The 26,251-nt window shown below is 64.2% G+C and carries 21 protein-coding genes; 15 read left to right on the forward strand and 6 right to left on the reverse strand.

What is annotated here, in order from left to right:
* Positions 1–168: 168 nt before the first annotated feature.
* A complete protein-coding gene (locus LWC34_RS44270; protein ID WP_233731299.1) occupies positions 169–471 on the forward strand; it encodes a WhiB family transcriptional regulator in 303 nt (100 codons plus the stop codon).
* Between the two features lie 48 nt (positions 472–519).
* A complete protein-coding gene (locus LWC34_RS44275; RefSeq protein WP_233731300.1) occupies positions 520–1,122 on the forward strand; it encodes a 2'-5' RNA ligase family protein in 603 nt (200 codons plus the stop codon).
* Here the strand turns inward: LWC34_RS44275 and LWC34_RS44280 are convergent.
* From LWC34_RS44280 to LWC34_RS44305, 6 genes are all read right to left on the reverse strand, one after another.
* A complete protein-coding gene (locus tag LWC34_RS44280; protein WP_233731301.1) occupies positions 1,085–2,272 on the reverse strand; it encodes an MAB_1171c family putative transporter in 1,188 nt (395 codons plus the stop codon). The genes LWC34_RS44275 and LWC34_RS44280 overlap by 38 nt on opposite strands.
* Before the next feature lie 11 nt (positions 2,273–2,283).
* Complete coding sequence (locus tag LWC34_RS44285; RefSeq protein ID WP_233731302.1) at positions 2,284–2,865, reverse strand: M78 family metallopeptidase domain-containing protein; 582 nt, start codon at positions 2,863–2,865, stop codon at positions 2,284–2,286.
* A complete protein-coding gene (locus LWC34_RS44290) occupies positions 2,858–3,280 on the reverse strand; it encodes an XRE family transcriptional regulator (protein ID WP_233731303.1) in 423 nt (140 codons plus the stop codon). Before LWC34_RS44290 ends, LWC34_RS44285 begins: the two co-directional genes overlap by 8 nt.
* A 1,086-nt stretch (positions 3,281–4,366) precedes the next feature.
* Entirely contained in the window at positions 4,367–4,663 is a 297-nt protein-coding gene (locus tag LWC34_RS44295; RefSeq protein WP_233731304.1) for a hypothetical protein, read from the reverse strand.
* Between the two features lie 56 nt (positions 4,664–4,719).
* Positions 4,720–5,502 (reverse strand): SigB/SigF/SigG family RNA polymerase sigma factor, encoded by a 783-nt coding sequence (locus LWC34_RS44300; RefSeq protein ID WP_308200231.1) that lies wholly within the window; start codon positions 5,500–5,502, stop codon positions 4,720–4,722.
* On the reverse strand, positions 5,499–5,924 hold the full coding sequence (locus tag LWC34_RS44305; RefSeq protein ID WP_233731305.1) for an ATP-binding protein: 426 nt from the start codon (positions 5,922–5,924) through the stop codon (positions 5,499–5,501). The genes LWC34_RS44300 and LWC34_RS44305 overlap by 4 nt, the downstream gene beginning before the upstream one ends.
* Before the next feature lie 188 nt (positions 5,925–6,112).
* On the opposite strand from LWC34_RS44305, the gene LWC34_RS44310 reads away from it, so the two are divergent.
* The 13 genes from LWC34_RS44310 (at position 6,113) to LWC34_RS44370 (ending at position 26,097) form a co-directional block, all read left to right on the forward strand.
* Positions 6,113–6,613: a hypothetical protein gene (locus tag LWC34_RS44310; RefSeq protein ID WP_233731306.1), complete on the forward strand. Its 501-nt coding sequence runs from the start codon at positions 6,113–6,115 to the stop codon at positions 6,611–6,613.
* A 16-nt stretch (positions 6,614–6,629) separates the two neighbouring features.
* Positions 6,630–8,078 (forward strand): non-homologous end-joining DNA ligase, encoded by a 1,449-nt coding sequence (gene ligD / locus LWC34_RS44315; protein ID WP_233731307.1) that lies wholly within the window; start codon positions 6,630–6,632, stop codon positions 8,076–8,078.
* A complete protein-coding gene (gene ligD, locus LWC34_RS44320) occupies positions 8,071–8,934 on the forward strand; it encodes a non-homologous end-joining DNA ligase (RefSeq protein ID WP_233731308.1) in 864 nt (287 codons plus the stop codon). The genes ligD (LWC34_RS44315) and ligD (LWC34_RS44320) overlap by 8 nt, the downstream gene beginning before the upstream one ends.
* A gap of 177 nt (positions 8,935–9,111) precedes the next feature.
* Positions 9,112–9,474 (forward strand): hypothetical protein, encoded by a 363-nt coding sequence (locus tag LWC34_RS44325; RefSeq protein WP_233731309.1) that lies wholly within the window; start codon positions 9,112–9,114, stop codon positions 9,472–9,474.
* 8 nt (positions 9,475–9,482) lie between these two features.
* Positions 9,483–11,381: a 4-alpha-glucanotransferase gene (gene malQ, locus LWC34_RS44330; RefSeq protein WP_233734051.1), complete on the forward strand. Its 1,899-nt coding sequence runs from the start codon at positions 9,483–9,485 to the stop codon at positions 11,379–11,381.
* Positions 11,382–11,454: 73 nt separating this feature from the next.
* A complete protein-coding gene (gene glgX / locus LWC34_RS44335; protein ID WP_233731310.1) occupies positions 11,455–13,572 on the forward strand; it encodes a glycogen debranching protein GlgX in 2,118 nt (705 codons plus the stop codon).
* Complete coding sequence (gene treY, locus LWC34_RS44340; protein WP_233731311.1) at positions 13,573–15,771, forward strand: malto-oligosyltrehalose synthase; 2,199 nt, start codon at positions 13,573–13,575, stop codon at positions 15,769–15,771. It begins immediately after the preceding gene.
* Positions 15,768–17,444 carry a malto-oligosyltrehalose trehalohydrolase gene (gene treZ, locus LWC34_RS44345; RefSeq protein ID WP_233731312.1) on the forward strand — a complete coding sequence of 559 codons (1,677 nt, stop codon included), beginning with the start codon at positions 15,768–15,770 and terminating at the stop codon, positions 17,442–17,444. Before treY ends, treZ begins: the two co-directional genes overlap by 4 nt.
* Positions 17,445–17,519: 75 nt before the next feature.
* Complete coding sequence (locus tag LWC34_RS44350; RefSeq protein WP_250109468.1) at positions 17,520–18,125, forward strand: hypothetical protein; 606 nt, start codon at positions 17,520–17,522, stop codon at positions 18,123–18,125.
* Positions 18,126–18,295: 170 nt separating this feature from the next.
* Complete coding sequence (locus tag LWC34_RS44355; RefSeq protein ID WP_233731314.1) at positions 18,296–19,198, forward strand: ABC transporter ATP-binding protein; 903 nt, start codon at positions 18,296–18,298, stop codon at positions 19,196–19,198.
* On the forward strand, positions 19,195–20,046 hold the full coding sequence (locus LWC34_RS44360; protein ID WP_233731315.1) for an ABC transporter permease: 852 nt from the start codon (positions 19,195–19,197) through the stop codon (positions 20,044–20,046). Before LWC34_RS44355 ends, LWC34_RS44360 begins: the two co-directional genes overlap by 4 nt.
* Positions 20,046–20,285: a helix-turn-helix transcriptional regulator gene (locus tag LWC34_RS44365; RefSeq protein ID WP_233731316.1), complete on the forward strand. Its 240-nt coding sequence runs from the start codon at positions 20,046–20,048 to the stop codon at positions 20,283–20,285. Before LWC34_RS44360 ends, LWC34_RS44365 begins: the two co-directional genes overlap by 1 nt.
* A gap of 586 nt (positions 20,286–20,871) precedes the next feature.
* Complete coding sequence (locus tag LWC34_RS44370) at positions 20,872–26,097, forward strand: HEAT repeat domain-containing protein (protein WP_233731317.1); 5,226 nt, start codon at positions 20,872–20,874, stop codon at positions 26,095–26,097.
* The last annotated feature ends 154 nt before the right edge of the window (positions 26,098–26,251 follow it).

Here is a 26,251-nt window from a genome sequence, read left to right on the forward strand (position 1 = left end):
TCAGCCCTCGTGAGTGGTTATGCGTGTTAGAACACGCATAACCACTCACGAGGTTTTTTGTGCGCGCGGTCACACCGGTCATCCCGGGTTTTCGGTGGTTAGGGCACGCGCGAGCTTGGGTACCCGGGCCTCACAACGGACATGACCGGGGTGGGGAGAGAGAACACCATGACGTACACGAAGCGACTGCCAAAGCCTGTGGTCGAGCAGTGGGACTGGCAGCTGGAAGGCAGCTGCCGTGGTCAGGAGTCTGCTGTCTTCTTCCACCCGGACAACGAGCGCGGCCCGGCGCGGCGGACCCGTCAGGCCAAGGCCAAGCAGGTCTGCCAGGCCTGCCCGGTGATCGTGCAGTGCCGCCAGCACGCGCTGCGGGCCCGTGAGCCATTCGGCGTCTGGGGCGGAATGGACGAGGACGAACGCCGCGCGATCTTCTCCAAGCGGACCCGCGAACAACACCAACCCGCTGCCTGACAGGACGGTCCCCCCGGTCGGATACGTTGTGTCACTGTGGACACGTTCATGGTTGAGCAGCTGAAGCTGCGCTGGCCCGAGGACTGGACGAAGCTGCACGTCTACTTCGTGCCCGACCCCGCCGAGATCAAACCGCTGGTCGACGCCTACGCTGCTGTCCTCGACAGCCTGGATTGCGTTGCGCGGCAACCGGTTGAGTGGCTGCACTCGACGATGATGGTCCTCGACGGCGTGCCTGCCAGTGACGTGCCCGCCGACCAGCGCGCGGAGCTGATCGACCGCCTCAAGCAGGCCGTTTCCGACGTACCCTCTTTTACCGTGACCTGCGGGCCAGCGGTCGCGGGCCGGGGCACAGTGACCCTGGACATGGTGCCCGACAAGGACTTCGTGACGTTGGTCGGGCGGGTGAAGGCTGCGGCAGGGCAGATGTTCGGGCCGGAAGCCGTGAAATACGCCAACAACCGGCCGCACATCACGCTCGCGTACGCCACAGGCGACGGCGACTCAGGAATCATCCAGGACAAACTCCGGCACGCCACGGACCTGCGCGCGACGCTCACAGTCGACACCGTGCGCCTGGTGGACGTGCTCGTGGACCGTGAGCTTTTCCAGTTCAGGTGGGAGGAACTGGCCGTGCTGCCGTTGAAGTGACCTCGGTGCGCACGCGCTCGCGGATGTCCCTGACAGTCGGGTCCTTGGCGAAGGCCTGCGAGACGCGGATCAGCCAGTCCCGCTCCGCATTGATGTCTCCCGTGCCAGCGTTCGGACTCTCGGCGGTACGCGGGTCCGGGTGATAGCGAACGCCCGCCGCGTGCGCCTCGATCGCGCTAGCGGTCACCGCAGCCTCAACCAGAACCTCTATCTGGTCACCCGTAATGCCTCGCTGTTGCGCGGCTTCGGTTGCCCAAGCGCGAACCTCAGGATGGCAGTACGCGCGGAGAGCCAGGTTCGCGTCACGAATCTCAATCACGCGACGGTAGACGCCGAAGTCGTCGTCATCGACCGCCAGCTTGATCTCCGGCAACACGCCGTGCAGCTCGCTCCACAATGGCTCAAGCGCCCGCAGGCGACGGGCCGTCCGCGCGCGCCGTATCGGTCGGGCAACCAGCGGCACCACACCACCGACGGCGATCAGCGCCGCGGCGGTCGACGACAGCAGCGCGGTCACCTCAGCCTCGGCCGCCACAGGAGACGCACTGAGCCGGTTGATGACGAGAACAACGGTCTTCCACAACGCCCACAGCAGACCGGCGAAAGCACCCAGCATCATGATGTTCAACCCGACGCGCAGGGCGCGATCCGTTGCTGCGGCTGAATAGCGGCGAATCAGTGCCACGAACGCGCCAAGACCCGCCGCACAGTAGGCGCTGAACAACGTGAGGTACGCGGCAATCGTGGGCCTGTTGCCGTAGACGGTCACGAACTCGATCTCGAACTGGGTGTCGCCCGCGAACAGCAGAACACCCATCGCGAGCACGACCAAACCAGCGATCACCCCGTGCAGCACGACAAGGCGGCGCGCCCGCGCCCCTTCCCGCACGGTGTACGCGAGGATCGCGATCACGCACCACCCGGCCACGATCACCAGGCCGTTGCCGATCCAGCGGCCGAAGTTCGGCAGCGGCTCGAAGGTGTGGATGAGCCGCAACGTGCCCGGCGCGATCGCGAAAGCGGCGAGCCCGAGCAGCGCGAAGCAGGCCACGGCGTAGCGCGCCGCGGTGTTCACGGTCCCTTGCCTGGCTTTGAAGACAGCGATGACCAGGCAAAGCACGCCGACGGCGTACTTCACGTAATCGACCACGCGTGAGCCACCTATCCGAAAATTGATCCGAGTCGGTCGAGGCCACCCGCGAGCTCAGGGTTGACCGGGTGCGTCGGGCGGGCGAGGCCGCCGCGGATCAGGATGACAGATGCCAGCATCTCCGCTTCGGTCTCCTCGGCCTCGGAGTACACCGTGCGGCCGAGCACCCGGCTGATCAGCTTGGCGGACAGGTTCTTCATCAGCAGCGCGGTGACCGCTTCTGGCAGCGCGCTCGTTCCTTTGTGGCCGCACAGCAGGTGCCCGATCTCGTGGGCGATGATGTGCTCCTGGTGCAGCCGGGTGGTGTTGGACGCGTAGAAGATGTAGTCGGCGTCCGGCGTCTCGACGAACATGCCGCACGGAGTGTCCCGTTTGGCGGCCATCCCGACCAGTTCGATCCGCCTGCCGCGGTGCTCGACGAGCGCGGCGACGAACGCCTCGGCGCTGAACGGCTGAGGGATGGGCAGACTCTCGGCCAGCTGTTCACAGCGTCGACGCAGATCTTCCAGCGCCACGTTCACCCCCGTGATCGACCACCAGCCGACGGCGAGCCGCCGGCACATCGACCAGCGTAACGCCGGGCGATCAGTCATCCGCGCGCCGTTTGGCCTCACGCTTGGCGATCGCGTCGATCATGTCGTTGATCGTGCCGAGCCCGTCCTCGGACAGGTTCACGGCGCGCAGCGCGACATTGCGGACCTCGGCATTGCGCAGCGCGCCAAGCAGTTCGAGCTCGGCATGGATCTGCTTGCCCTGGTCGTCGTCGAAGAAGTACGCGACGGGCACGTCGAAGAACTCCGCAAGCGCTTCCATGTGCCGCTTGGTGGGATTGTCCCGGCGGCCGGTGCGCAGCTGCCAGAGGTACGTCGCGGAGAAGCTTTCGCCGGTCGCCTCCCGGCACGCGGCCGCGACCTCCTCGTTGGTGTACTGCTCACCATCGGGCCTGCGGACGATCTGGAACAGCTTGTCGATCTTGGCGGCAAGCGTCGGAGCCGTGCCCTCGGTCATCTCGATCCTCCCCCAGCAGCTCACGTGAATCCGACTACCTGTGACATTCATGCTAGTTGACACGGCGGCCGGCGCCGATAGACTCTCCCATGAGCTGAGATGAATCATGGGGATATGCGATTCACGGTAGCTGAGTCGTGGCGGTGTTCCGGGGAGCTGGGGGTTTCCCGGAATGCCGCACATCCGCGGTAGGCCGCGCGACGACTGCCACACGCACATCCCGGACCGAGGCTCGCAGGCTTTGCGTCCGCGGTCCTCTTTTCATCTGGTACCGAAACGGGAATTTCGCCGCGCCGGGATGGCCGGTTTACCCGGTGTTTGACGCTTGACATCCGGCGCCATGGAATGGCGGCGAAACAAATTACCGTTCCTTTGGGCATGGGAACTTTTGGGCATTGCGGCGGGTATCGAGGTTCATCGATAGGCGATCCACGTTGCCACCGTGCCGACTTCGCGACCATCGTGATCGAAGTCGACTAGTGAGATGCTGATCGTCAACCCCAGCAATGGAAACTCCATGTTTTCAGTGAAAAAGGGGCGATGGCCGACCACTCTTGTGGCCGCCTTTTCGGTAGCGCTGCTGCGGCGAGTCCCGCATTCGCAGCGACTGCTGCCCAACCCGGCGAAGAGGGCAACTGGCACCCGGAACACATCCAGACGGCTGGCACGCTCAGCGAGGGGATACGAACCGCAGAGCCAGATGATTTTTGTCGCCCACACGGGCGTGGACGCCCAGGTTTACGCCGCCCACCGGTCACGGAATGCCGGTAGTAACTGGAGTGGCTGGACGTCACTTGGTGGGGTGAGCGTGGGAACACCCGCGATCGCGGCAACAACATCATCCGGCCCTACTGCGCTGGCAACCAGAGCCCCGACGCCAGCATCTGGTTCAACCATATGGATCAGCGCGGCATTCCAGGGACAAGCTGGACGCCAGATCTGGCTGGTTGGCACAGTCGGTGGGACGTCGGCCTGAGCGTCGTGGATAACGACGTATACGCGATAGCAACAGGCAACGATCACAACAACACGTATTACAAGCGCGAAATGCACGGTTAGGACGAACATCGTTCAAAGAGCCCGCCACTACCCGGTGGACGGGCTCTGGCCCCGCGGCGCTACGCCGGTGACCCCGGCAACGCGTGAGGTCATCCATCGGTGCTCCGTTGCGATCCAACTCGTCAGCGCGGTGATGATCAATGCAACGCCCGCGACGAACGTGAGCACGGTGCAGACCCCTGATGTGATCCGGAGGCCTTTCGGCTTGGTCTTCGCGTCGGCGTAACGCAAAAGCAGGAGCAGGGTCACTGTTGTCAGCACCGCCACACAAGACATCAGAATCGGCGCCAGAGTCATCGCCTCGACCTCAATGTCGGTCACCATCGGGGCAACCGCAGGGTGCCTGCGTTGTCCACTTGCGACTATGCGAAGTGGACTGACTACGCCTCTTCTTCGAGCATCCCGTCGCGCAGCTTCTGGAGGGTGCGGGCCAGCAGGCGGGATACGTGCATCTGCGAGATGCCGATCTTCTCCGCGATCTGGGTCTGGGTGAGGTTCCCGAAGAACCGCAACAACAGGATGGTCCGTTCCCGCTCCGGCAGGTCACGCACGAGCGGCAGCAGCGACTCGTGGTTCTCCACGCCTTCCATCGCCGCGTCCGGTTCTCCGAGCATCTCGCCGAGTGACGTGTTGTCCGAATCCTGCGTCAGCATGTCGTCAAGTGATACCGAGTGGTACGCGTTGCCTGCCTCAAGCCCTTCGTACACCTCGTCTTTGCTCATGCCGAGACGGGTCGCGATCTCGCTCGGGGTTGGCGCGCGACCCAGTTGCTGTGACAACTCGTTGCCTGCCGCCGTGATCGCCAGGTGGAGTTCCTTCAGCCGTCGCGGTACGCGCACAGACCAACTGGAGTCACGGAAGTACCTGCGGATCTCACCCATCACGGTCGGCACCGCGAATGACAGGAAGTCCGTGCCACGGTTGGGATCGAAGCGGTCGACCGCGTTGATCAACCCGACCGTGGCGACCTGGACGAGGTCTTCGTTCGACTCGCCACGGTGGGAGAACCGCCTGGCGATGTGCTCGGCGACCGGCAGGTGCCCGGTCACCAGTTCGTCGCGCAGCGCTATCCGGCGCGGGTCGTCCTGGTCAAGCCCGGCGAGCTCGTGGAACAGCGGCGTCAGGTGCTCGTAGCCGTTCTTGGTCCTCGCTCGTGTCGTCACGCCCCACCTCTGCCGCGCTTGGCCAGCTCGATCAGCACTCGGTACCCACCCGGGACCTGCTCGACTCGTGTGCTGGCGGTGTCGGCGAGTGTCGTGAGCACCCGCCAACCGAACGAATCGGTGTCAAGCAGGGCGTCCACTGTGGACAAAGCGGAAGCCTGCATGCCGATCGTGTCGTCGGTGACCCGGAAACGGCACCGCAGCTCGGTTCCCGGCCATGCCGAGCCTGCCAGCATCGAGCAGGCCTCGTCGACCGCGAGCTTCAGATCGGCGACGAAATCGAGGTCGAAGTCCTCGCGCATCGCGATCGTGGCCGCGAGCGACCTGATGATCGGCAGGTACCGTGCCTCCGCGGGAACTCTCAGTTCGATGTCGCCTACGTCAACCGAACTGTCCACGGTGGACTTGTTGGCCGCAGTCATGATCACCGCCCCTCTAATCGTGTGACTGCTGGTTGGCTGGTTAACCCGTGGCTCGGCGAACCAAACGCATGTAACGGTGGGTAATGGCTGGGAAGTCGAATGGTTGAAATACCGTTCACCTGGGTAACTACCAGGGGTGTCGCGCCGATCATCCAGGTGAACCGCACGCCTGGGGAGGTGGACGAGAGATGAGCGACGAGTGTCCGCTTGTGCAGACACGGGCTCGGGCCAGAGCACTCGTGGCGATGGCACGCGACGGCGACACGGCCGGGCTGGTCGACGCCCTCGACCGGCTGCTCGATGAGCAGGCGGAGGGCGGGCCGAGCCCGCACCGGATAGTCGGCGAGCTCATCTCCGCCGCGGTTCAGATGGTGTCGTTACGGGCGGGCGAGGTGCCCGCGCATACGCTTTTCGCCGTCGACATCCGTGACGACACCGACCACGCGGTGGCGATCGACCACCTCGAGCCGCCACTGCGCGCGACCATCCGCGCGTTGCTGGCCGAGCTGAACGGCCATCCGGACGACGCCAGGTTCCAGCTCGAACTCGCGTTGCGTGACATCGATCTGGAATCGACCCTCGAAGTGGTCGTGCACGCTCTACTGTGGACGATAGGAATGCTGGAGTGGTGCGAGGAACAGGGCGTCGACGCTCCGGATTGGCTCAGGGGAGCGGGGTTGGCGGCTTAACCGATACGGTGTCCCTGTGCCGGGAGATCTGAGCGAGTATCGCCGCAAACGTGATGCCGCACGCACTCCCGAGCCCATTCCTGATGCCGCCGAGTTGCCTCCCCGACGTAGTGAACACAGCGACGATGTCATTTTCGTGATCCAGGAACACCACGCGCGCCAGTTGCACTGGGATGTCCGGCTGGAACGTGGCGGCGTGCTCGTGTCGTTCGCGGTACCGAAGGGGCTGCCGACCGATCCGAAGACCGTTCGGCTGGCTGTGCATACCGAAGACCATCCGATGGAATACGCCACGTTCGAAGGCGTGATCCCGAAGGGCGAGTACGGCGCCGGGAAGATGACCATCTGGGACCGCGGTACGTACGAAACGCTCAAATGGGAGGACTACGAAGTCGACGTCATCCTGCACGGCGAACGGGTTGACGGTCACTTCACATTCTTGAAGCGCAGCGAAGGCTGGATCGTGCGCAGGCGCGGCGCCGCGCAGGACCCGAACTGGCAGCCGCTGCCTGACGAGATGAAACCGATGCTGGCCACGGTCGGCTCGATGCCGCCAGCCAACCAGAAGGACAAATGGGCGTACGAGTTCAAGTGGGACGGCGTGCGCGCGCTTGTCCGGGTCGAGGGCGGCAGGCTGCAGATCTTCAGCAGGGCCGGCAACGACGTCACGGCGAGCTACCCGGAACTCGCCGAGCTCGGCAAGGAACTGGGCAGCGCACAGGCCTGGTTTGACGGTGAGATCGTCGCGTTCTCCGGCGGCAAACCGAGCTTCGCCGAGCTGCAGAAGCGGATGCACGTCGGCAACGCCGCGCAGGCCCGCAAACTCGTCAGCCAGGTTCCAGTCAGCCTGCTGCTGTTCGATCTGCTGCATTTCGAAGGCCGGTCGCTGCTGAAGCTGCCGTTCGCCGATCGCCGTGCTCTGTTGGAGAAACTCGGTTTGCGTGGCAGTCATTGGTACACCGCGCCGTCGTATCCCGGCGCGGGTGACGCGGTGATCGCAGCCAGTCGCGAACAAGGCCTCGAAGGCGTGATCGCCAAACGGCTGGATTCTCGCTATATCCCTGGCCGGTCCCCGGCGTGGATCAAGATCACCGACGTGCAGCCGCAGGAAGTCGTGATCGGCGGCTGGCGACCCGGTGAAGGCCGTCGCGAGGGCGTGCTTGGCGCGCTGCTGCTCGGGATACCCGAAGAGGGCGGGTTGCGGTTCGTGGGTTCGGTAGGCACCGGTTTCTCCGATGCCGATCTCGAGTCGCTGACCGAGCGGTTACGTCCGTTGGCCCGCAAGACGTCTCCGTTCAACGGAAAACTGCCGCCGGAGCGAGCGAGGGGAGCCAAGTGGGTGGAGCCCGAGCTGGTTGGGGAAGTGGTGTTCCGGATCTGGACGCCGGACGGCCGGATGCGCGCCCCGGTGTGGCGCGGCCTGCGGCCGGACAAGTCGCCGGGCGAGGTGGAGCTCAATGGCTGATCAGCTGGTCAAGGTCGAGGACCGGACGCTGAAGCTGACCAATATGGAGAAGGTGCTGTATCCCGAGGCCGGGTTCACCAAGGGCCAGGTGATCGACTACTACGCCCGGATCGCGCCGGTTCTGCTGCCACATTTGAAGGATCGTCCGGTCACCCTGCGTCGGTATCCCAACGGGGTCGACGGCCAGTCGTTCTTCGAGAAGAACGTCGCACGGCACGCGCCGGAGTGGGTGCGCACCGAGCGGCTGCCGACGCCGGGCAGCAGCAAGGGCAACGAATTCCTTGACTTCGTGGTGATCGAGGAACTCGCGACGCTCGCGTGGGTGGCCAATTTGGCCGCACTGGAGCTGCACGTTCCACAGTGGAGGATCGGAAACGATCCAGACCTGCTCGTGTTCGACCTCGATCCCGGTCCGCCCGCGACCGTGGTCGAGTGCTGCCAGGTCGCGCTGTGGCTGCGCGAGGAGCTGGCCGAAGGCGGCTACGAGGCATGGCCGAAGACCAGTGGCTCCAAAGGAATGCAGCTCTATGTGCCGGTCGAGCCCGGCGAGCTGGACACTTGGACCTATTCCCGCAAGCTGGCCGAGCGGCTGGCCCGCGAATACCCGCGGCAAGTTGTCGCCACGATGGCCAAGGCGCAGCGCGGCGGCAAGGTCTTCATCGACTGGAGCCAGAACCGTCCGGCCAAGACCACGATCGCGCCGTACTCGCTGCGCGCCCGGCCGCAGCCAACCGTTTCCACCCCCGTGACCTGGCAAGAAGTCGAGGCATGCGATCACGTTGATGATTTGACCTTCACCGCGGACGAGGTCCGCGCCCGCGTCGAGGAACTCGGTGATCTGCTCGACTACGGCTAGACGGCCGCCGATACCCGTCGGAAACGGACCGTTAACCCTGCTCTCACCGTTCGAGCGAAGGACTCAGTTGGTGGGTCCCGCTAGGGAAAAACAGGGGTAACCTCCCAACGGGGATCGGTTGGAAGGGAGTGGTTCACGGTGTCACGTCAGCGTTCTTCTGTCGTACCAGTGGGTGCGATGAAGCCGAGAACCTCGCCGGAGCACCGGCGGTTACGTGCTGAGTTGCCCCGGCCGATACTAGCGCTGACTCCAGGCCTGCAATTGCGCCGTGCTGTCGACATCGCACTCGTGGATCTGCAGAAAGTGTCGCAGGCGGAGCGAACCGAGATGCTCGGCGCGATGCGCCGGGTCAACGACAATCTGCACGGTGCGCTCGCGCACACCGCGGCCATCGGTGAGACGTGCATGGTCGCTGCCGCGGTGCAAGCCGTGCATGCGGCCGAACGCCACCTCGAAGCCTCCGAACTGAGCCAGGCCCGCGTGGCGTTGACCACTGCGCGCGACCGGCTCACCCCGCCGTCGGCGAGGGACCTGTCCTGAGCGAAAATATCGACGAGAATCTGGCGGCGCTGGCGCGCACCCATGGCGTAGCCACCTGGTACGAGGACGCGGACCAGCGCCGGGTCGAAGTGGACCGTGCGGTCGTGCTGGCCATCTTGGAACAGCTCGAAGTGGACCCAACCGGGCCCGCCGCGCGCACTGGCTTGCCGGACACGATCGTTGTCCGGCAAGGAACTCGCTACGAAACCGGTTCCGGGTTGCTGCGCACCGAAGACGACACGCGTATCGCGATCACCGACCGGTTGCCCGCGGACCTTCCGTTGGGCTGGCACGTCTTGGAAACCGACGACCGGGAAATCCCGCTCGCGGTAACGCCCGCGCGGATGCCGGATGTTCCGCGTGCGTGGGGGTGGATGCTGCAGCTGTATGCCGTGTACTCGCGTGAGTCGTGGGGCATGGGCGATTACGGCGACTTGGCGTCTTTCGCCAAGCAGGCCCATGACCAGGGCGCTGGCGTGCTGCTGGTGAACCCCGTTCAGGCGATCGTGCCGACGCTGCCGGTCAACCGCTCGCCGTACTCGCCGTCCAGCCGCAGGTTCGCGAATCCCTTGTATATCAAGGTAACCGACACCGTGGAGTTCCATCGAGCCGATCCGGCCGTACGTGAGCAAGTGCTTGCTCTGGCGCCAGGGCCGCCTGCCGAGTTGATCGACTACGACGTGGTCTGGGCCGCGAAGCTGGCTGCGCTGGAACTGTTGTGGCCCGGGGAGATCCGCGACCTTGAGCCCGGTGTGCGTGATTACGCGACCTTCTGCGCGCTGGCCGAGCGACACGGCGGCGACTGGCGTGAATGGCCTTCTTCTCTGCGCCACCCGGACAGTCCCGATGTCGCTGCCGCGCGCCGCGAACTGGCGCCGCGGATCGCGTTCCACGCCTGGCTCCAAGAGGTCTGCGAGACGCAGTTGGGCACGGCCCGTGCCGCCGCGCGCGACATGTCTGTGGGCATCGTGCACGACTTGCCGGTGGGCGTGGATCTCGGCGGAGCGGACGCCTGGGCGCTGCAGGACGTGCTCGCGCCGCGTGTCACGGTCGGCGCGCCGCCGGACGCGTTCAGCCAGCAAGGCCAGGACTGGCGACTGCCGCCATGGCGCCCGGACAGGCTCGCCGCGGCCGGATACCAACCTTTCATCGAAGTTTTACGAAGCGTGCTCAAGCACGGCGACGGTATCCGCGTCGACCACGTCGCAGGGCTGTGGCGGCTGTGGTGGATCCCGCCGGGCGAACCGCCGAGCCGTGGCACGTACGTGCACTATGACTCCGAGGCGATGCTGGGCATCCTCGCGCTGGAGGCCCACCGGCACGACGCCGTGGTGGTCGGCGAGGACCTCGGGACCGTCCAGCCGCACGTCACGCGGACACTGCACGAACGAGGGATGCTGTCCTCAGCCGTGCTGTATTTCCAGCGTGACTACGAAACCGCTGGTCACCCGTTTGTGCCCATCCGTTCGTGGGAACCCGCTTCCATGGCCAGCATCTCCACCCACGACCTGCCGACCGCCGCCGGATTCCTCGAAGCCGAGAACGTCCGCGTCCGCACCGGACTCGGGCTCGTCAACGATCAGGCGAAGGAGTACGAACGGGTGGCGGCCGAACGGCGTGACCTGATCGACTTCTTGGTGAAGGAAGGCGTATTGGAGTCGCCTGACGCGAGTGAAGACGACATCCTGGTCGCCATGCACGCAGTGCTCACCCGCGCCCGCAGCGCGTTGATTCTCACATCGCCCCCGGACGCGCTCGGTGACCTGCGACAACCCAACCTGCCAGGAACAGTCGACGAGTACCCGAACTGGCGAATCCCGCTGTCCGTGCCGGTGGAGCAGTTGTTCGCACATCCCGTTGTCCAGCGGGTCGTGCACGCTCTGACGGAGAACGCCAACCCTGGGTGACATCGCACGTGCCCCTGATGTGTACCGCGTGGCTCTCTTCTAGGGTCATCGCAAAGCAACACGAGGAGCGAGTGTGCGGCCCTGGCCCGGATCCCCTTATCCACTCGGCGCCACGTATGACGGCGCCGGGACCAATTTCGCGCTGTTCTCCGAGGTAGCTGAGTTCGTCGAGCTGTGCCTGATCGACGACGACGGCAGGGAGACGCGGATCAAGCTGCCTGAGGTGGACGGGTTCGTGCACCACGGCTACCTGCCGACCATCGGCCCAGGTCAGCTGTACGGTTACCGCGTGCACGGGCCGTACGACCCGGCCAACGGGATGCGCTGCAACCCGAACAAGCTGCTGCTGGACCCGTACGCCAAGGCGATCGCGGGCAGCAACGTCGACTGGCACGAGTCTTTGTTCGCTTATCCGTTCGGTGACCCTGACGGGCGAAATGACGGCGACTCCGCTGGTCACGTGCCGATGGGCGTGGTGGTCAGTCCGTACTTCGACTGGGGCAACGACCGGCACCCGAAGACTCCGTACAACGAGTCGGTGATCTACGAGGCGCACGTCCGCGGGTTGACTCTTCAACATCCTTTCGTGCCAGAGGAAATCCGTGGCACGTACGCCGGCCTCGCGCATCCGGTGATCATCGAGCACCTGAAGAAGCTGGGCGTGACCGCGGTCGAGCTGATGCCGGTGCACCAGTTCATCACCGACCACGCGCTGTCCGAGCGTGGCCTGCGCAACTACTGGGGCTACAACACGATCGGGTTCTTCGCTCCGCACTCCGCGTACTCGGCCACCGGCCGGGGCAACCAGGTGCAGGAGTTCAAGGCGATGGTCCGTGACCTGCACGAAGCGGACATCGAGGTCATTCTCGACGTGGTCTACAACCACACCGCCGAGGGCAACCACCTCGGGCCGACGCTGTCCATGCGCGGCATCGACAACGAGGCGTACTACCGGCTCGTCGACGACGACCGCCGGTTCTACATGGACTACACCGGCACCGGCAACTCGCTGAACGTCCGCAACCCGCACACCCTGCAGCTGATCATGGATTCGTTGCGCTACTGGGTGACCGAGATGCACGTCGACGGGTTCCGGTTCGACCTCGCCGCGACGCTCGCCCGCGAGTTCTACGACGTGGACCGGCTGTCCGCGTTCTTCGACATCGTCCAGCAGGACCCGGTGATCAGCCAGGTCAAGCTGATCGCCGAGCCGTGGGACGTCGGCCCCGGTGGCTACCAGGTCGGCAACTTCCCTCCACTGTGGACGGAGTGGAACGGCCAATTCCGTGACACCGTCCGGGATTTCTGGCGCGGTGAGCCCGCGACGCTCGGCGAGTTCGCTTCTCGGATCACGGGTTCGTCGGACCTGTACCAGGATGACGGGCGCAGGCCGTTCGCGTCGATCAACTTCGTCACCGCGCACGACGGCTTCACGTTGAACGACTTGGTGTCGTACAACGACAAGCACAACGAAGCCAACGGCGAGGAAAACCGCGACGGCGCCAACGACAACCGGTCGTGGAACTGCGGCGCCGAAGGCCCGACGGAAGATGCTGAAATCCTTTCGTTGCGGGCAAAACAGCGTCGGAACATGCTGGCGACGCTGATGCTGTCGCAGGGCGTGCCGATGCTGGTCGCCGGTGACGAGATCGGCCGCACCCAGGGCGGCAACAACAACGCCTACTGCCAGGACAACGAGATCTCGTGGGTGGACTGGGAACGGGCCGAGGATTTCGGTGACCTCAAGTCGTTCACGTCCGCGTTGACCAAACTTCGCCGTCACCACCCGGTGTTCCGGCGTCGCCGGTTCTTCGCCGGACGCCCGATCCGCAAGGACGACGAGCTGCGTGACATCGGCTGGTTCACCCCGTCCGGTCAGGAAATGACCGAGCAGGACTGGGAATCCGGGTTCGGCCGGTGCATCGTCGTGTTCCTCAACGGCGAAGGCATCGCGGATCTCGACCAGCGCGGCGAACAGGTCACCGACGACTCGTTCCTGTTGTGTTTCAACGCCCATCACGAAGACATCGACGTGACCCTGCCCAACGGCGACTACGCCGAGAAATGGACAGTGGTTGTGGACACCGCGACCGGGGAAGTCGCTGCTGGACCGACGATCCCGGCCAAGTCCACGTTGACGGTCGCTGCCCGGTCCCTGGTCGTGCTGGAACGAGCCGAGGAAGAAGAATAGATGATTCCCAGCTCCACCTACCGGCTGCAACTCGGGCCGGACATGACGTTCGAGCATGTCGCCGAGATCGCGGACTACCTTGCCGCACTGGGCGTCGGCGCGGTGTACGCGTCACCAGTGCTGGCCGCGACGCCAGGATCCACGCACGGCTACGACGTGGTGGACCCGACCATCGCTTCGCCGGCGCTTGGCGGCGAGGACGCGCGGATGCGTCTGGTCGGCGAGTTGCAGGAGCTGGAGCTGGGACTGGTCATCGACATCGTGCCCAACCACATGGGCATCGCCGACCCGCCAGCGAACCCGTGGTGGTGGGACGTACTGGCGAATGGCCGTTCTTCGGACTACGCCTCGTATTTCGACATCGACTGGGAAGTCGGGCCGCTGCTCGTACCCGTACTCGGGTCGGATTCGCTCGATGATTTGTCTATTGTGGATGGCGAGCTGCGGTACTTCGAACATCGGTTCCCGATTGCCGAGGGGACTTCGGGCGGGACCGCCCAGGAAGTTCACGAGCGGCAGCATTATCGCCTGGTGAACTGGCGCCGGGCCAACTCGGAGCTGAACTACCGGCGGTTCTTCGACATCACCACGCTGGCCGCGGTTCGGGTTGAGGATCCTGAGGTTTTCGAGGCCACGCATTCGGCTGTGCTGCGGTGGATCTCGAATCTGGAGGTCACCGGGCTGCGGATCGATCACCCGGATGGCCTGGCCAACCCGGGGGAGTACCTGCGGCGGTTGCGTGCGGCGGCGCCGTCCGCGTGGCTCGTGGTCGAGAAGATCCTTGGGGCGGATGAGGTTCTGCCGTCCACCTGGCCCGTGCATGGCACGACCGGATACGACAAGCTTCGGCTTGTCTGTGGGCTGTTCATCGATCCGGCCGGTGAGGCTGGTTTCTCCTCGCTGGCGGGCGATCAGGACCTTGTTGCGATGGAACTGGATCGCAAGCGGTGGGTTGCCGAGAACTTGTTGCGTGCCGAGGTCCGGCGGATCTCGCGGCTCGGTGTCGACGAGTCCGAGGTTATCTCGTTCCTTCCTCGGTTCCCGGTCTATCGGTCCTATGTGGCCGATGGGGTTGCCGCGAATCTGCCATCGGGGACCATCGCTGAGCAAATGCTTGCGCAGCCAGGTGGGGAGTTGACCTCCCGGGTCGAGCAGACAGCGGCGATGGTGATGGCCAAGGGCGTCGAGGACACGACCTTCTACCGGTACAACAGGTTCGTCGCGTTGAACGAGGTCGGCAGCGATCCCGGCCGCTTCGGCGTCCCGGTTTCCGAGTTTCACACCAAGATGGCCGAGGCCGTCGAAACCTCGATGACCACACTGTCCACACACGACACCAAGCGATCCGAGGACGTGCGGGCCCGACTTGCCGTGCTGTCAGAGATCCCGGCCGAGTTCGCGGACTTGGTGCGACGCTGGACCGCCAAGGCTGGGCTGTCCGAGCCGACGCTGAACCTGTTGGCGTGGCAGACGATCGTGGGCGCGTGGCCGATCAGTGAGTCCCGTTTGCAGGCCTATTTGGAGAAAGCCTCGCGGGAAGCCAAGATCGCGACCAGCTGGACCGACCGTAACGCGGAGTTCGACGCCGAGGTCGCCGCGTGGCCCGCGCGTGTGCTCGCCGAACTCGGCGAAGAGATCGACGAATTCGTGTCACAGATCCGTGCCGCGGGATGGTCGAACTCGTTGGGACAGAAGGTTATCCAACTGGCCATGCCCGGTGTGCCGGACGTGTACCAAGGCACCGAGCTGTGGGACTACTCCCTGGTCGACCCGGACAACCGGCGCCCGGTGGACTTCGAACTGCGCCGCCAGATCCTCGCCGAAGCCGAAGAGACCCTGCCCCCGATCGACGAATCGGGCGCGGCCAAACTCCACATCGTGTCCCGGATCCTGCGCCTGCGCTGGGAAAACCCCGAACTCTTCACCGGCTACGCACCCATCACCGCATCCGGCCCAGCGGCCGACCACCTGGTCGGCTTCGCCCGCAACGGCCTGATCGCCCTGGCCACCCGCCTGCCCCTGGGGCTGGCGCGCTCTGGGGGATGGCGCGACACGAAGGTGAAACTGGACGGACCCTGGACTGATTCCCTCGTGAGTGGTTATGCGGGTTCTAACCCTGATAACCACTCACGAGAGGTTTTGGTGTCTGAGCTGTTCGCCACCTACCCGGTGGCCGTTCTGGTGCAGGGGGACGCGTGAGCTTCTCTGTGTGGGCTCCGGGCCATTCAAGGGTGCGTGTGCGGGTCGACGGTGAACTCCACCCGATGAATGAGGATTCCGGCGGCTGGTGGCACGCCGAGGTCGCCGGGACCGACTATTCGTTCTTCGTGGACGACGACGAGACACCGCTGCCAGACCCGCGTTCGCTGCGCCAGCCGGACGGCGTTTTCGGGCCGTCCCAGGTCTATGACCACAGCGCTTTCCCGTGGACCGACCAGGGTTGGACGGGTCGCGCGTTGCCCGGAAGCGTGCTGTACGAGCTGCACATCGGGACTTTCACGCCTGAAGGCACTTTCGACTCGGCGATCACCAAGCTTGATCACCTCGTCGACTTAGGCGTCGACCTCGTCGAGGTGATGCCCGTCAATTCCTTTGACGGCACAACGGGTTGGGGTTATGACGGCGTTTTGTGGGGCGCCGTTCACGAGCCTTATGGCGGCCCAGACGGGTTCAAGCGGTTCGTCGACGCGGCGCATTCCCGGGGTCTTGGCGTGGTTTTGGACGTCGTCTACAACCACATGGGCCCTTCTGGCGCCTTTCTGGACCGGTTCGGGCCGTATTTCGCGGGCCGGAACCTGTGGGGTCCGGCATTGAACGTCACCGGTCCCGGATCCGACGAGGTCCGCAGGTACGTGCTGGACAACGCGCTGATGTGGTTCCGCGACTTCCACGTCGACGGGCTGCGCCTGGACGCCATTCACGCCATTGTGGACACCCGGGCCACTCATCTCCTTGAGGAAATGGCTCAGGAAGTCGACGCTCTGGCCGCCGGTCTGCAGCGGCCGCTGTCCTTGATCGCCGAGTCGGACCTGAACGATCCACGGCACGTCACACCGCGTGCCGCCGGCGGCTACGGCCTCGCGGCGCAATGGTGCGACGACCTGCACCACGCCCTGCACGTGTTCCTGACGGGCGAAACACAGGGCTACTACAAGGATTTCGCCGCGCCCAACGCTTTGAAGACCACGCTGGAGAACGCTTTCTTCCACGCTGGAACATGGTCGTCCTTCCGTGACCGCACGCACGGCCGTCCCATCAACAAAGCGGTGACGCCAGGCCACCGGTTCCTGTGCTTCCTGCAGAACCACGACCAGATCGGCAACCGCGCCACCGGCGACCGGATGGCGGCCTCGGTCTCACCGGGTGTGCTCGCCTGCGGCGCCGCGATCATGTTCTGCTCTCCTTACACCCCAATGGTTTTCATGGGCGAGGAGTGGGCGGCTTCGACACCTTGGCAGTTCTTCGCGTCGTTCCACGATCCCGGCCTTGCCGACGCGGTCCGGACCGGGCGACGTAAGGAATTCGCCGACCACGGCTGGGGCGAATCCGAGGTCCCTGACCCGATCGACCCGCGGACGGTGGTGAACTCCCGGCTCGACTGGTCCGAACTGGACGATCCAGCGCACGAAGCCGTGCTGGAAACCTACAAAATGCTGATTGCCTTGCGCCGCAAACACCCTGAGCTGTCCGATCCACGGCTGGACTCGTTCTCGGTCGACCAGGACGATCGGGTGGTCACGTTGCACCGAGGGGCGATCCGGCTCATCTGTAACCTGGGTAAGACGGATGTGCCACGCCCGGAAGGCGAAATTCTGCTTTCATCGGCAGTGAGCGGCGTGATCCCGCCGGAGAGTTTCGTGATCATCCGCTGATTGCGGGCTTGGCGGCCCTGATTCTGCCCTTTGGGGAACCGGTTCGCGGCCGGTCGGACCCTACCGTCGATGGCCATGACACAGGTGCTGCTCGACGTGCTGGCCCGTCCGGACAAGCCGAACTCGACCCGGCTGGTGATGACGGACGAGGCAGTCACCATCGGCGGGAAAAGCTTCGCGTGGCCGGAGATCGACAAGGTCGACTTCGGCTTCATCGACAGCTACCAGAACAAGGTCTACGTGGGCACGTCCTTCACGATCAAGGTCGGAACCCACGATGGTCGCAAAGCGACTTTCCTGATGCTCTCCAAGAGCAAGGGATTCTTCGGCGGCACGGTGGATCATCAGAAGCGCGACCACGGCCGTGAGCAATGGTCGCGAGCTGTGGACATCCTGGTCGAGCGTGCCGGTATCCGGATCGTCGAGACCGCTGTCGCCGCCGTCCGCGGGGGCGGCACGGCTGAGATCGGCGGTGTGCGGATAGACCAGCGAGGCATGAGCAAAGGCCGCCTGTTCAAGAAGTCGGTGCCCTGGAACGAGATCGCCAGCTTCGAGTCGAAGTACCCGTACCATCACGTGCTGGTTCGGCAAGGAGACAAGACCAAACCGCGGATCCAGATCGCCAACGGGACGTGGAACTCGATGCTGCTGCCGACAGTGATCAGGGTTTTCGCGCCCTGAGCCACTCCGACCTGAGCCATCCCGATCTGAGCCATCCCGATCTGCGCCCTTCCGACCTGATCCGTCCTCCCGCCGTTGAACCATCCCCGCCCATCCGGTAACCGACACCTATTGTCAGATGTAGTAGGTCTGCTACATTCTGACTGAGATGTTCGATGGGGAGGTACCTGATGGTGGGGGACGATCTCGTGTTGGACGTGCGTGACTTACGGATGCGCTACGGCACGAACGACGTACTCAAAGGCGTGAACTTCCACGCGTGCCGCGGCGAAGTGCTTGCGTTGCTCGGGCCGAACGGCGCGGGCAAGACGACGACGATCGAAATCCTCGAAGGCTTCCGGATGCGGTCAGCTGGCGAGGTATCGGTACTGGGGGTCGATCCCGCGCACGCCGACGAAGCGTGGCGTGCGCGGCTCGGCGTAGTTCTGCAGTCCTGGCGTGACCACGGCAAATGGCGGGTCCGTGACCTGCTGCACCACCTGGGCAGCTACTACACGCCATACCGCGAGCCGTGGAACGCCGACGAGTTGATCGACGTGGTCGGCCTGACCGCGCACGCGAGCAAGCGGATCATGAGCCTTTCCGGTGGCCAGCGGCGGCGGCTTGACGTGGCTGTCGGCATCGTCGGCCGCCCTGACCTGCTGTTCCTCGACGAGCCGACGGTCGGGTTCGACCCGGCGGCTCGGCGTGAATTCCACGACCTTGTGCACCGGCTGTCCGACGACGAGGACACCACGATCCTGCTGACCACGCATGACCTGGCCGAAGCCGAGAAGTTGGCCGACCGGATCCTGATCCTCGCCGGAGGCCGCGTGATCGCCGACGGTTCAGCGGACCAGTTGTCGCTGCAGATGTCGACAGAGTCCGAGGTGAAGTGGACACTGCACGGCCAGCGCTATGTGCACGCGACGACGGAAGCGACCAAGTTCGTGCACGACCTGTTCAAACAGCATGGCGATGACGTCGGCGATCTCGAGGTGCGCAGGGGAAACCTCGAGGACACGTACATGGCCATGGTGGTGGCCTTCGAATCCGGCCAGGCCGAGCCCGAGTTCGCGGCGGTGACCCGATGAACCCGATGATGACGACGATCCGCAGCGGCGCACGACGAGGCGTGATCGAGTTCAAGCAGTCGTTCTTCACCGCACAGGACCTGCTCGGGCTGCTGATCCCGAACACGATCCTGATCGTCGTGATGATCTTCATGCGCGGCTCGACCGTCGGCACGACCGGGTTCTCGCTGGGCACGATGTCACTGAGCAGCGTGCTCGGAATGACGGTGGCGTTCAGCGGCATGATGACCGTGATGCAACACCTGACGATCGAGCGTGAAGACGGAACGTTGTTGCGCGCGAAGGCAATCCCGAACGGCATGCTCGGCTACCTCGTCGGCAAGGTGGTCGTGGTGTCCGCGCTGTCGGTGGTCGGCCTGCTGATGATCCTGATCCCAGGGTTGTTCCTGTTCGACGGCCTGGCGTTCGATACGGTCGGTTCGTGGCTGACGTTCATCTGGGTGCTCGTGCTCGGGCTGATCGCGACGATGCCGATCGGCGCGGTGCTCGGCTCGATGTTCTCCAACCCACGAAACTCCGGCCTGATGTCCCTGCCGGTGATGGGCCTCGTGGCGATCTCAGGCATCTTCGTCCCGTTGACGCAGATGCCGGACTGGCTGCAGCCAATCGGCCAAATCTTCCCGATCTACTGGCTGGGGCTGGGAATGCGGTCGGCATTGCTGCCGGATGAGCTGGTGGTGGTGGAAATCGGCCAATCGTGGCGACACCTGGAAACCGTTGGTGTGCTAGGCGCATGGGCGCTTGCGGGCGTCCTGCTCGCCCCGATCGTGTTGCGCAGAATGGCGCGCCGCGAATCAGGCTCAACCCTGGCTGAGCGACGCGAGAAGGCACTGCAGAGGACCACCTGATGAGTGGCGAGGTCATCTACAACCGCATCGCGATGCTGCGGGCGGAACGCGGAATCTCCCGCAGGCAACTGGCGGACGCGCTGAGCGTGCACTACCAGACAATCGGCTACCTCGAGCGAGGCGAGTACAGCCCAAGCCTCTACCTCGCGCTGAAGATCGCGGAATACTTCGAGGTAGCGGTGGAAGTAGTGTTCTCGACGGCGCCATTCCCCAGAATCGGAGCGGAAAAAGCGGGCTGAACCCACCCGAGGTGAGTCCGGCGACCAAGCCGAACCCGCCCAAGAGGCCGGAAAGCACGGGAGTCGATCCCGTCATACCCCTGACACACAACGGATCGATAGATATCGTCGGACACAACAGAAACGAGCGTTGCGCCACTGAGGCGTAGCGCTCGTTTGGTTTGTGGCGCATCGACAAACCGGCACGTGAGGTCGATAGCCTCACCGAAATACCCACGCTTGTCCCGATGCACCTCACCCGCATGCATCGCAACCCTGATGGGAAAACCCACGTTTTTCAACTGAGGCACCACGTCCGTGATCACCCAAGTCTTCGGCACGTCCTTGAGCAGAACAAGCATGCCGTCGCCGCGATCAACGAACGGCCCAGTAGTTTGCGTAGCCTCCTCAACAACTTCGTAAAGCCGCTCCCGGATCTGACCACGGGTGGCGTTGGTCCCCGCGGTGGACCCGACAGCGTCGAGAGCGAGGATCGTCCGATACACAGGTTGCAGTCGCATAGCGCTAGGTTGTGAAACCCAGCGGGTGTCCCGCCAGCGAAGGGACACTTGTGGGAACACATCCGGGACACCTTCGGGGAGTGCGCGTGGGATTCGCGGAGGAAGTGCGCAGAGCACTGGCGGTGGCGGGAATGAACCAAAGGCAGCTGAGCGCGGCAATGCCCTTCTCCCGGCCCAAGATCAGCGAGATGTGCAACGGCCACTACCTGCCAAGCGACGAAACAGCCCGAAGAATGATCGAAGTCCTTGTGATGGACCAAGATCGAGTGATGCGCTTGCTGCGCGAAGCCCGTGCCGCCCGCAACCCGGTCGCTGAATCGTCGTGGAACCGCCCACTCCCACTCGAGATCGCGTCATTGCTACGCGCTCAAGTCTCCGCGGCGGATGTGCTCCCGTACAAACTCCCCGGCTCACGGCCCGTTTCCTTGTCCACGTTGTACGTCCGCCAAGAACTCGGCAGCGGTATAGAAGAGACAACCGTGCCGGACCGAATGCCGGAGATCCAGCAACCCGACGACCGCGACCCAGGCTGGCGGTCGCGTAACCCTGAGCGTTTTCGCCCATTGCTTGGTGTCCGCCCACCTTCCCGACCGATCCGCGCGGCACTTGACGCACACGACCATCTGTTGGTGACGGGCGGTCCCGGCCAGGGAAAGCCGACCCTTGCGCTGCGTCTGTCGGCGGAGATGGCGGCCGCATGGGACGGCGGGCCGCCGCCGATCACCGAACCAGTAATCCCGTTGCGCTTGCCTGCCCGTGAGCTTGCGGCCCGGTTAAACCTGCCTTTCGCAGACGCGATCGCCGAAAGCGTCCTGGCCGAGTACGGCCAGATGCTGCGTGCCGGGCTGCCATCATCCTTGTTCGCCGCCAGAGTGGAAGGCGCCCGCTGGCTCCTGCTCGTCGACGCCGTCGACGCCGTCGACGAAGTCGCCGACGCGGCCGACCGTGACAGCCTGATCAACAACCTGGCCCGGTGGGCATCCGAGGGAATCTACCGATTCCTGGTGACGAGTCGCCCACTGGAAGGTGCGGGACTCGCGCCATTGCATCGGGTATCGGCGGCCCGGTTCGAACTGCTGCCCTTCGACCTCGAGACATTGCGGCTGTTCGCCGAGCACTGGTTCGAGTCAGCGGAAGCCAGCCACCAGTTCCTCGACCAAGTACGCCAAGGCCAACTGGAAGACCTCGTCCAAGTCCCCTTGCTGGCCGCGATAGCCGCGATCGTGTTCGAACAACATAGAGACCGTTCGTTGCCAGACAACAAGTACGGCATGTACCAGGACTACCTGGAGTACCTCGGTTCCACCCGGGTCCATCCTGACATGACTGATCTCTTGGAGCACCTGGGCCTTGCCCGCGTGGAGGAGGACGCTCCGCTCCTGCAAGCCGCGCACTCGTGGCGCCCCGGGCTACGCTCCAGCGACCTCGTGCACAACCTGCTAGCGACTGGCGTCTTGGTGATGCGAGCAGGCAAACTCCAGTTCCTGCACCACAGTTTCGCCGAGCACCTGGCAGCAACCGCCAAGGCCCGGCAGTTGCCGGCGCCCTTTGACGCGGAAGATCCGTTGTGGCGAAAGGCCTTGCACGCCACTCGGTACGGCTGGTCAACGGATCACGCCAGGGATGTCCTAGTCCACTACATGCACTTGAACCGAGGCGAAGCCGACGCGGTACTGACGTGGTTGCACGAGAACACGGCGCAGCTGCAAGAAGTAGCGGCGGACCTGTTGGCTCGGCGGGCTCCCGTGAGCCGACCCGTATTGCAGTCCTTCTTGGATATGGCACGGTCGCTGGCGACAACGAGTGCGTACTGGCCAGAGAAAACTCTTCGACGCGCTACTCAGGCAGCTCCAGCTGAGTGGCTGCACGCGATCTGTTCAGCATTGGATGCGCCGTGGGAATCCCGCGTAGAGGCAGCCTCGGCGTTGTGCAGGCGCCAGAACCTGGCAACGTGGAATGACGCGGTGGCGTTGTTGTGTACCGCGATGAATTCTGGAGACCTGCCGTTGAGTCTTCGCTTGCGAGCCGCACAAAGCCTGGCTACCGCGGGCGTTTCAAATCGTCAGGCCGCAGCCGAAGGGCTGAAAGGCATCCTGTCGCACCCAATGAGTCCGGACCGGGACCGTCGTGCCGCAGCGGTTGCCCTTGCTGAGCTGGGTCCGCAATGCCGGACGGACGCTGTTGCGGCGTTGGTGTCGACCCTTGACGACTGCAACGCGTCTGTTGGCGATCAAGTGCATGCCGCTGCTGGCCTCGCTGAGATTGGTATCGAGTTCCATGACCGGGCGCTGGCGGTTTTCCGGAGCGTCGCCGAATCCGATTGGGTAAACGCGGAATGCCGCCAAGACGCGGCGCTCGCTCTCGGCGCGTTGGGACCCGCGCATCTCGAGGCAGCGGCTGCCTCACTGGAAGACATGATGGTGAACCAACGACACCTACGGGTGCCCGCGCGTTCCGACCTGGCGCTTGCGATCGCCAAACTGGGACCGGTGTATGTCCCGATCGCCGCGCGGCTTCTGAACGACTTGGCGGGTGATCCATGGGATACGTATCACTACTCGCGATATGTCAACGCCACCAACCTCGCGGGCCTGGGTTCGGCTTATCACGCTGACGCTGCGAACCATTTGCGAAAAATTTTGGCCGATCCCGCAGCATCGCCGAATGAGAAGATATGGGCTGCGAAAGGCCTCACTGAGCTTGGTCCGGATTACCATCCCGAGGCCGAGGCTGAGTTCCGGCGTCTGAACCTCGACCCGATAGCAGATGGGTACGACCGGTGGGGGGCGCTTGCCGAGTTGGCGGAACTCGGGCACAAGTTCCGTGATGAAGCTGTTGCCGTCCTGCGAACCGTATTGGCTGAGCAAGCACACGAATTCAGCGACCGGTACTGGTTCGCCGCGGGTTTGACGAGATTGGGCCCCGAGTTCCATCGGCAGGCCGCTTCGACCTTCGAGACCCTCACCGGTGAGGTCAGTGTCACGAGGCGGCAGTGGCATGTCTATGCGGCTCGGATGCTGGTGCAGACCAGTTCTGGACACACTCGCGAAGTGGTGGCTGAGTTGCGATCCATCCTGCGGTCACCAATCGCCACTGTTCAGGCTCGTGTGGTGGCCGCATTGGAGCTCAGCTCTCTCGCACCCGAGTTCGTCACGGACGCGGCAAAAGGCCTACCGGCCCCCGCCGACATGCGAGCATACGACTACATGGCTGTGGCCGAGGCCTTCGGTGAACTCGGCAAGACTCACGTGGTTGATCTGGTGACTGTGCTCGCGGCATGCCTCACGGATCGGTTGGTGTTCCAGCACCATTTCGCTCGGGCTGCCGCAGCGATGGCATGTCTCGGTAGTGAGTTGCGGGTACAGACAGTACGGCTGCTGCAGACAATCATTGAGGACAACACCGAGACCGACTTCCGGCACGCGATGGCAGCGGGCGCACTAAACCGGTTCGGGCCGGCCCACTACCCGAAAGCCGAGGCGACGTTGGTGGCGTTGGTGACGGACCCTGAAGCAACAGTCTTGGGTAGGAGCTTGGCGGCAGAGTATCTGGCGCGGTCCGGGGATGAGATTCGTGATGAGGCGATCGCCGCGTTGCGCGTCATCATTGCGCGTCCTGTTGACTACCTGTCGTGGACAACTTCCGTGGAGACGTTGGCACGCTTGGATGCGGAGTCCCATCGACTGGCGGTCGCGGATGTGCGAGCGATTCTCGTGTGGGAGCCGCAGGTGCGCTTGCGACGCGCTGCCGCGTTGTGCCTTGCCCGTCTGGGGTTTCCGGGTGAAGCGATTGCCGAGTTGCGTATCCAAGCGTTCGATCCTGGCTGCCCCACCGAAGACCGGATCGTCGCGCTGTGGGAGCTGGCCCGCCTCGACCCGTTCGCTGTGGATCAGGTGGCCAGCGACCTCACCGATTTGGTTACTGCCGAGCCCATCCGTGTGGCTGATCGGTGCCGGGCTGCCGGCTATCTGGTTCAGCTGGATCGGGACGGCTGGCAGGAAGTATGTCGGCTGCTGGCTGGGATACGTATGTCACTGCTGACCAATCCACATCAGCGGTGGGGCGTCGTGGTGGTGCAGCGAGAGATAAACGCGATCACATCCGAAGGGCTGGCGTCGGTTCTGCTGGACATCTTCCATGACCCGAGAGCTGCGGCCGATGTCCGCGCCGAAGTTCCGGGAAACTATGCGATCAGGGAGTACTTGCCGAGTGGTACTAGCACGGAACTGGCGCGGGACCTGGCTGCCGATGCACTGGCGGAGCCTTCGTTGCGGGGCAAGGACGAAGCCATCCTGCAAGACATCATCTCCGCTCCCGAGTTCGATCACCGGACGAAGGTCAAAGCTATGGTGCACCTGGCCGAGTGGCATCCGCAGCACATGCCAGAAGTAGCTGCTGACCTGTTGGCATCTCGGCAGTACGTGGCTGTGGCGGGGTTCAACCGGCACTATCGACGCGAAGCCGTCACGGCCTGCCGCGCGATCGTCGCCAACACCGTCGAAGCACCGCGACAACGCTGGAGTGCGGCCATCGCACTCGATGAACTCAAGACCGAGCTGGATGAAGCCACGGTCGAACTTTTCCGAGGGGTCATCGAGCAGCCGAGTTGTCGGAGTGTCCGTGCGGCGGAAGCGTTGGCCCGGGTTGGTGAAAGCACTGGCGTGGAAACGCTTCGGCGGCTGCTCAACGACTGCCGCCGCAACAGTTACGTCCGTGTGTCCGCGGCCAAAGCCCTCATCAACTGGAGCCGAGTGGATCGACCTGCTGCGGTGGCGACGCTCGATGCCCTGGCCACCAATAATTGGCGCGCAGCCGAAGTGCTTGGCGAAGTAGCACCGGACTACAGGGATAAAGCCACAGCGCACCTGAAGCGGATCATGACAACCACACCCTCCGCACGCATAGAAGCCGCCAGGGCGATCGTGAACGTAGACCGCACCGCCATCCTGGAAGCGGCCGACGTCCTCAGGGAAGTCGCCAAGGACCCGAAGTACGCCAGACGAGCCCTGTTCGTCCTGGGCCAGTTGGCGCGGCCGTTCTGCGACGAAGCGCTGCCGGGTCTGAGGGCACTGATGAAGCAGTCCGATCACACCGTGCGATGGCGGGCGGCGGAGGCGATGGCCATCCTGAGACGCGACCTTCGGGAAGAAGCCTCCGTCGTGGCCCGTGAGGTTGCGAGAGACGAAACGGCCCCATGGCACGTCCGGATGAGGGCTGCCACTGGCCTTGCCAAGTGGAGTCTCATTTGCCGAGACGAGGCACGGGCGGTTTTGCTTGATGTAGGCTTGAGTCAGCGTCCAACCAGAGGGTGATCCTCGTCACGCGTCCGTGTGTCGCCTTGACGGGTAGCTCGAATAAATGGAGCGCGCGTTCGCGCTGCTCAGGGCTATGATTTGACGCAGACATAACCTGTTCGAGTGATGCTGAGCGATACAGGCGTCATACGCCCATGTGTCGATCGTCCCA

Origin of the sequence: Kibdelosporangium philippinense (assembly GCF_021390435.2) — a bacterium.
In the GTDB taxonomy this organism is placed as follows: domain Bacteria; phylum Actinomycetota; class Actinomycetes; order Mycobacteriales; family Pseudonocardiaceae; genus Kibdelosporangium; species Kibdelosporangium philippinense.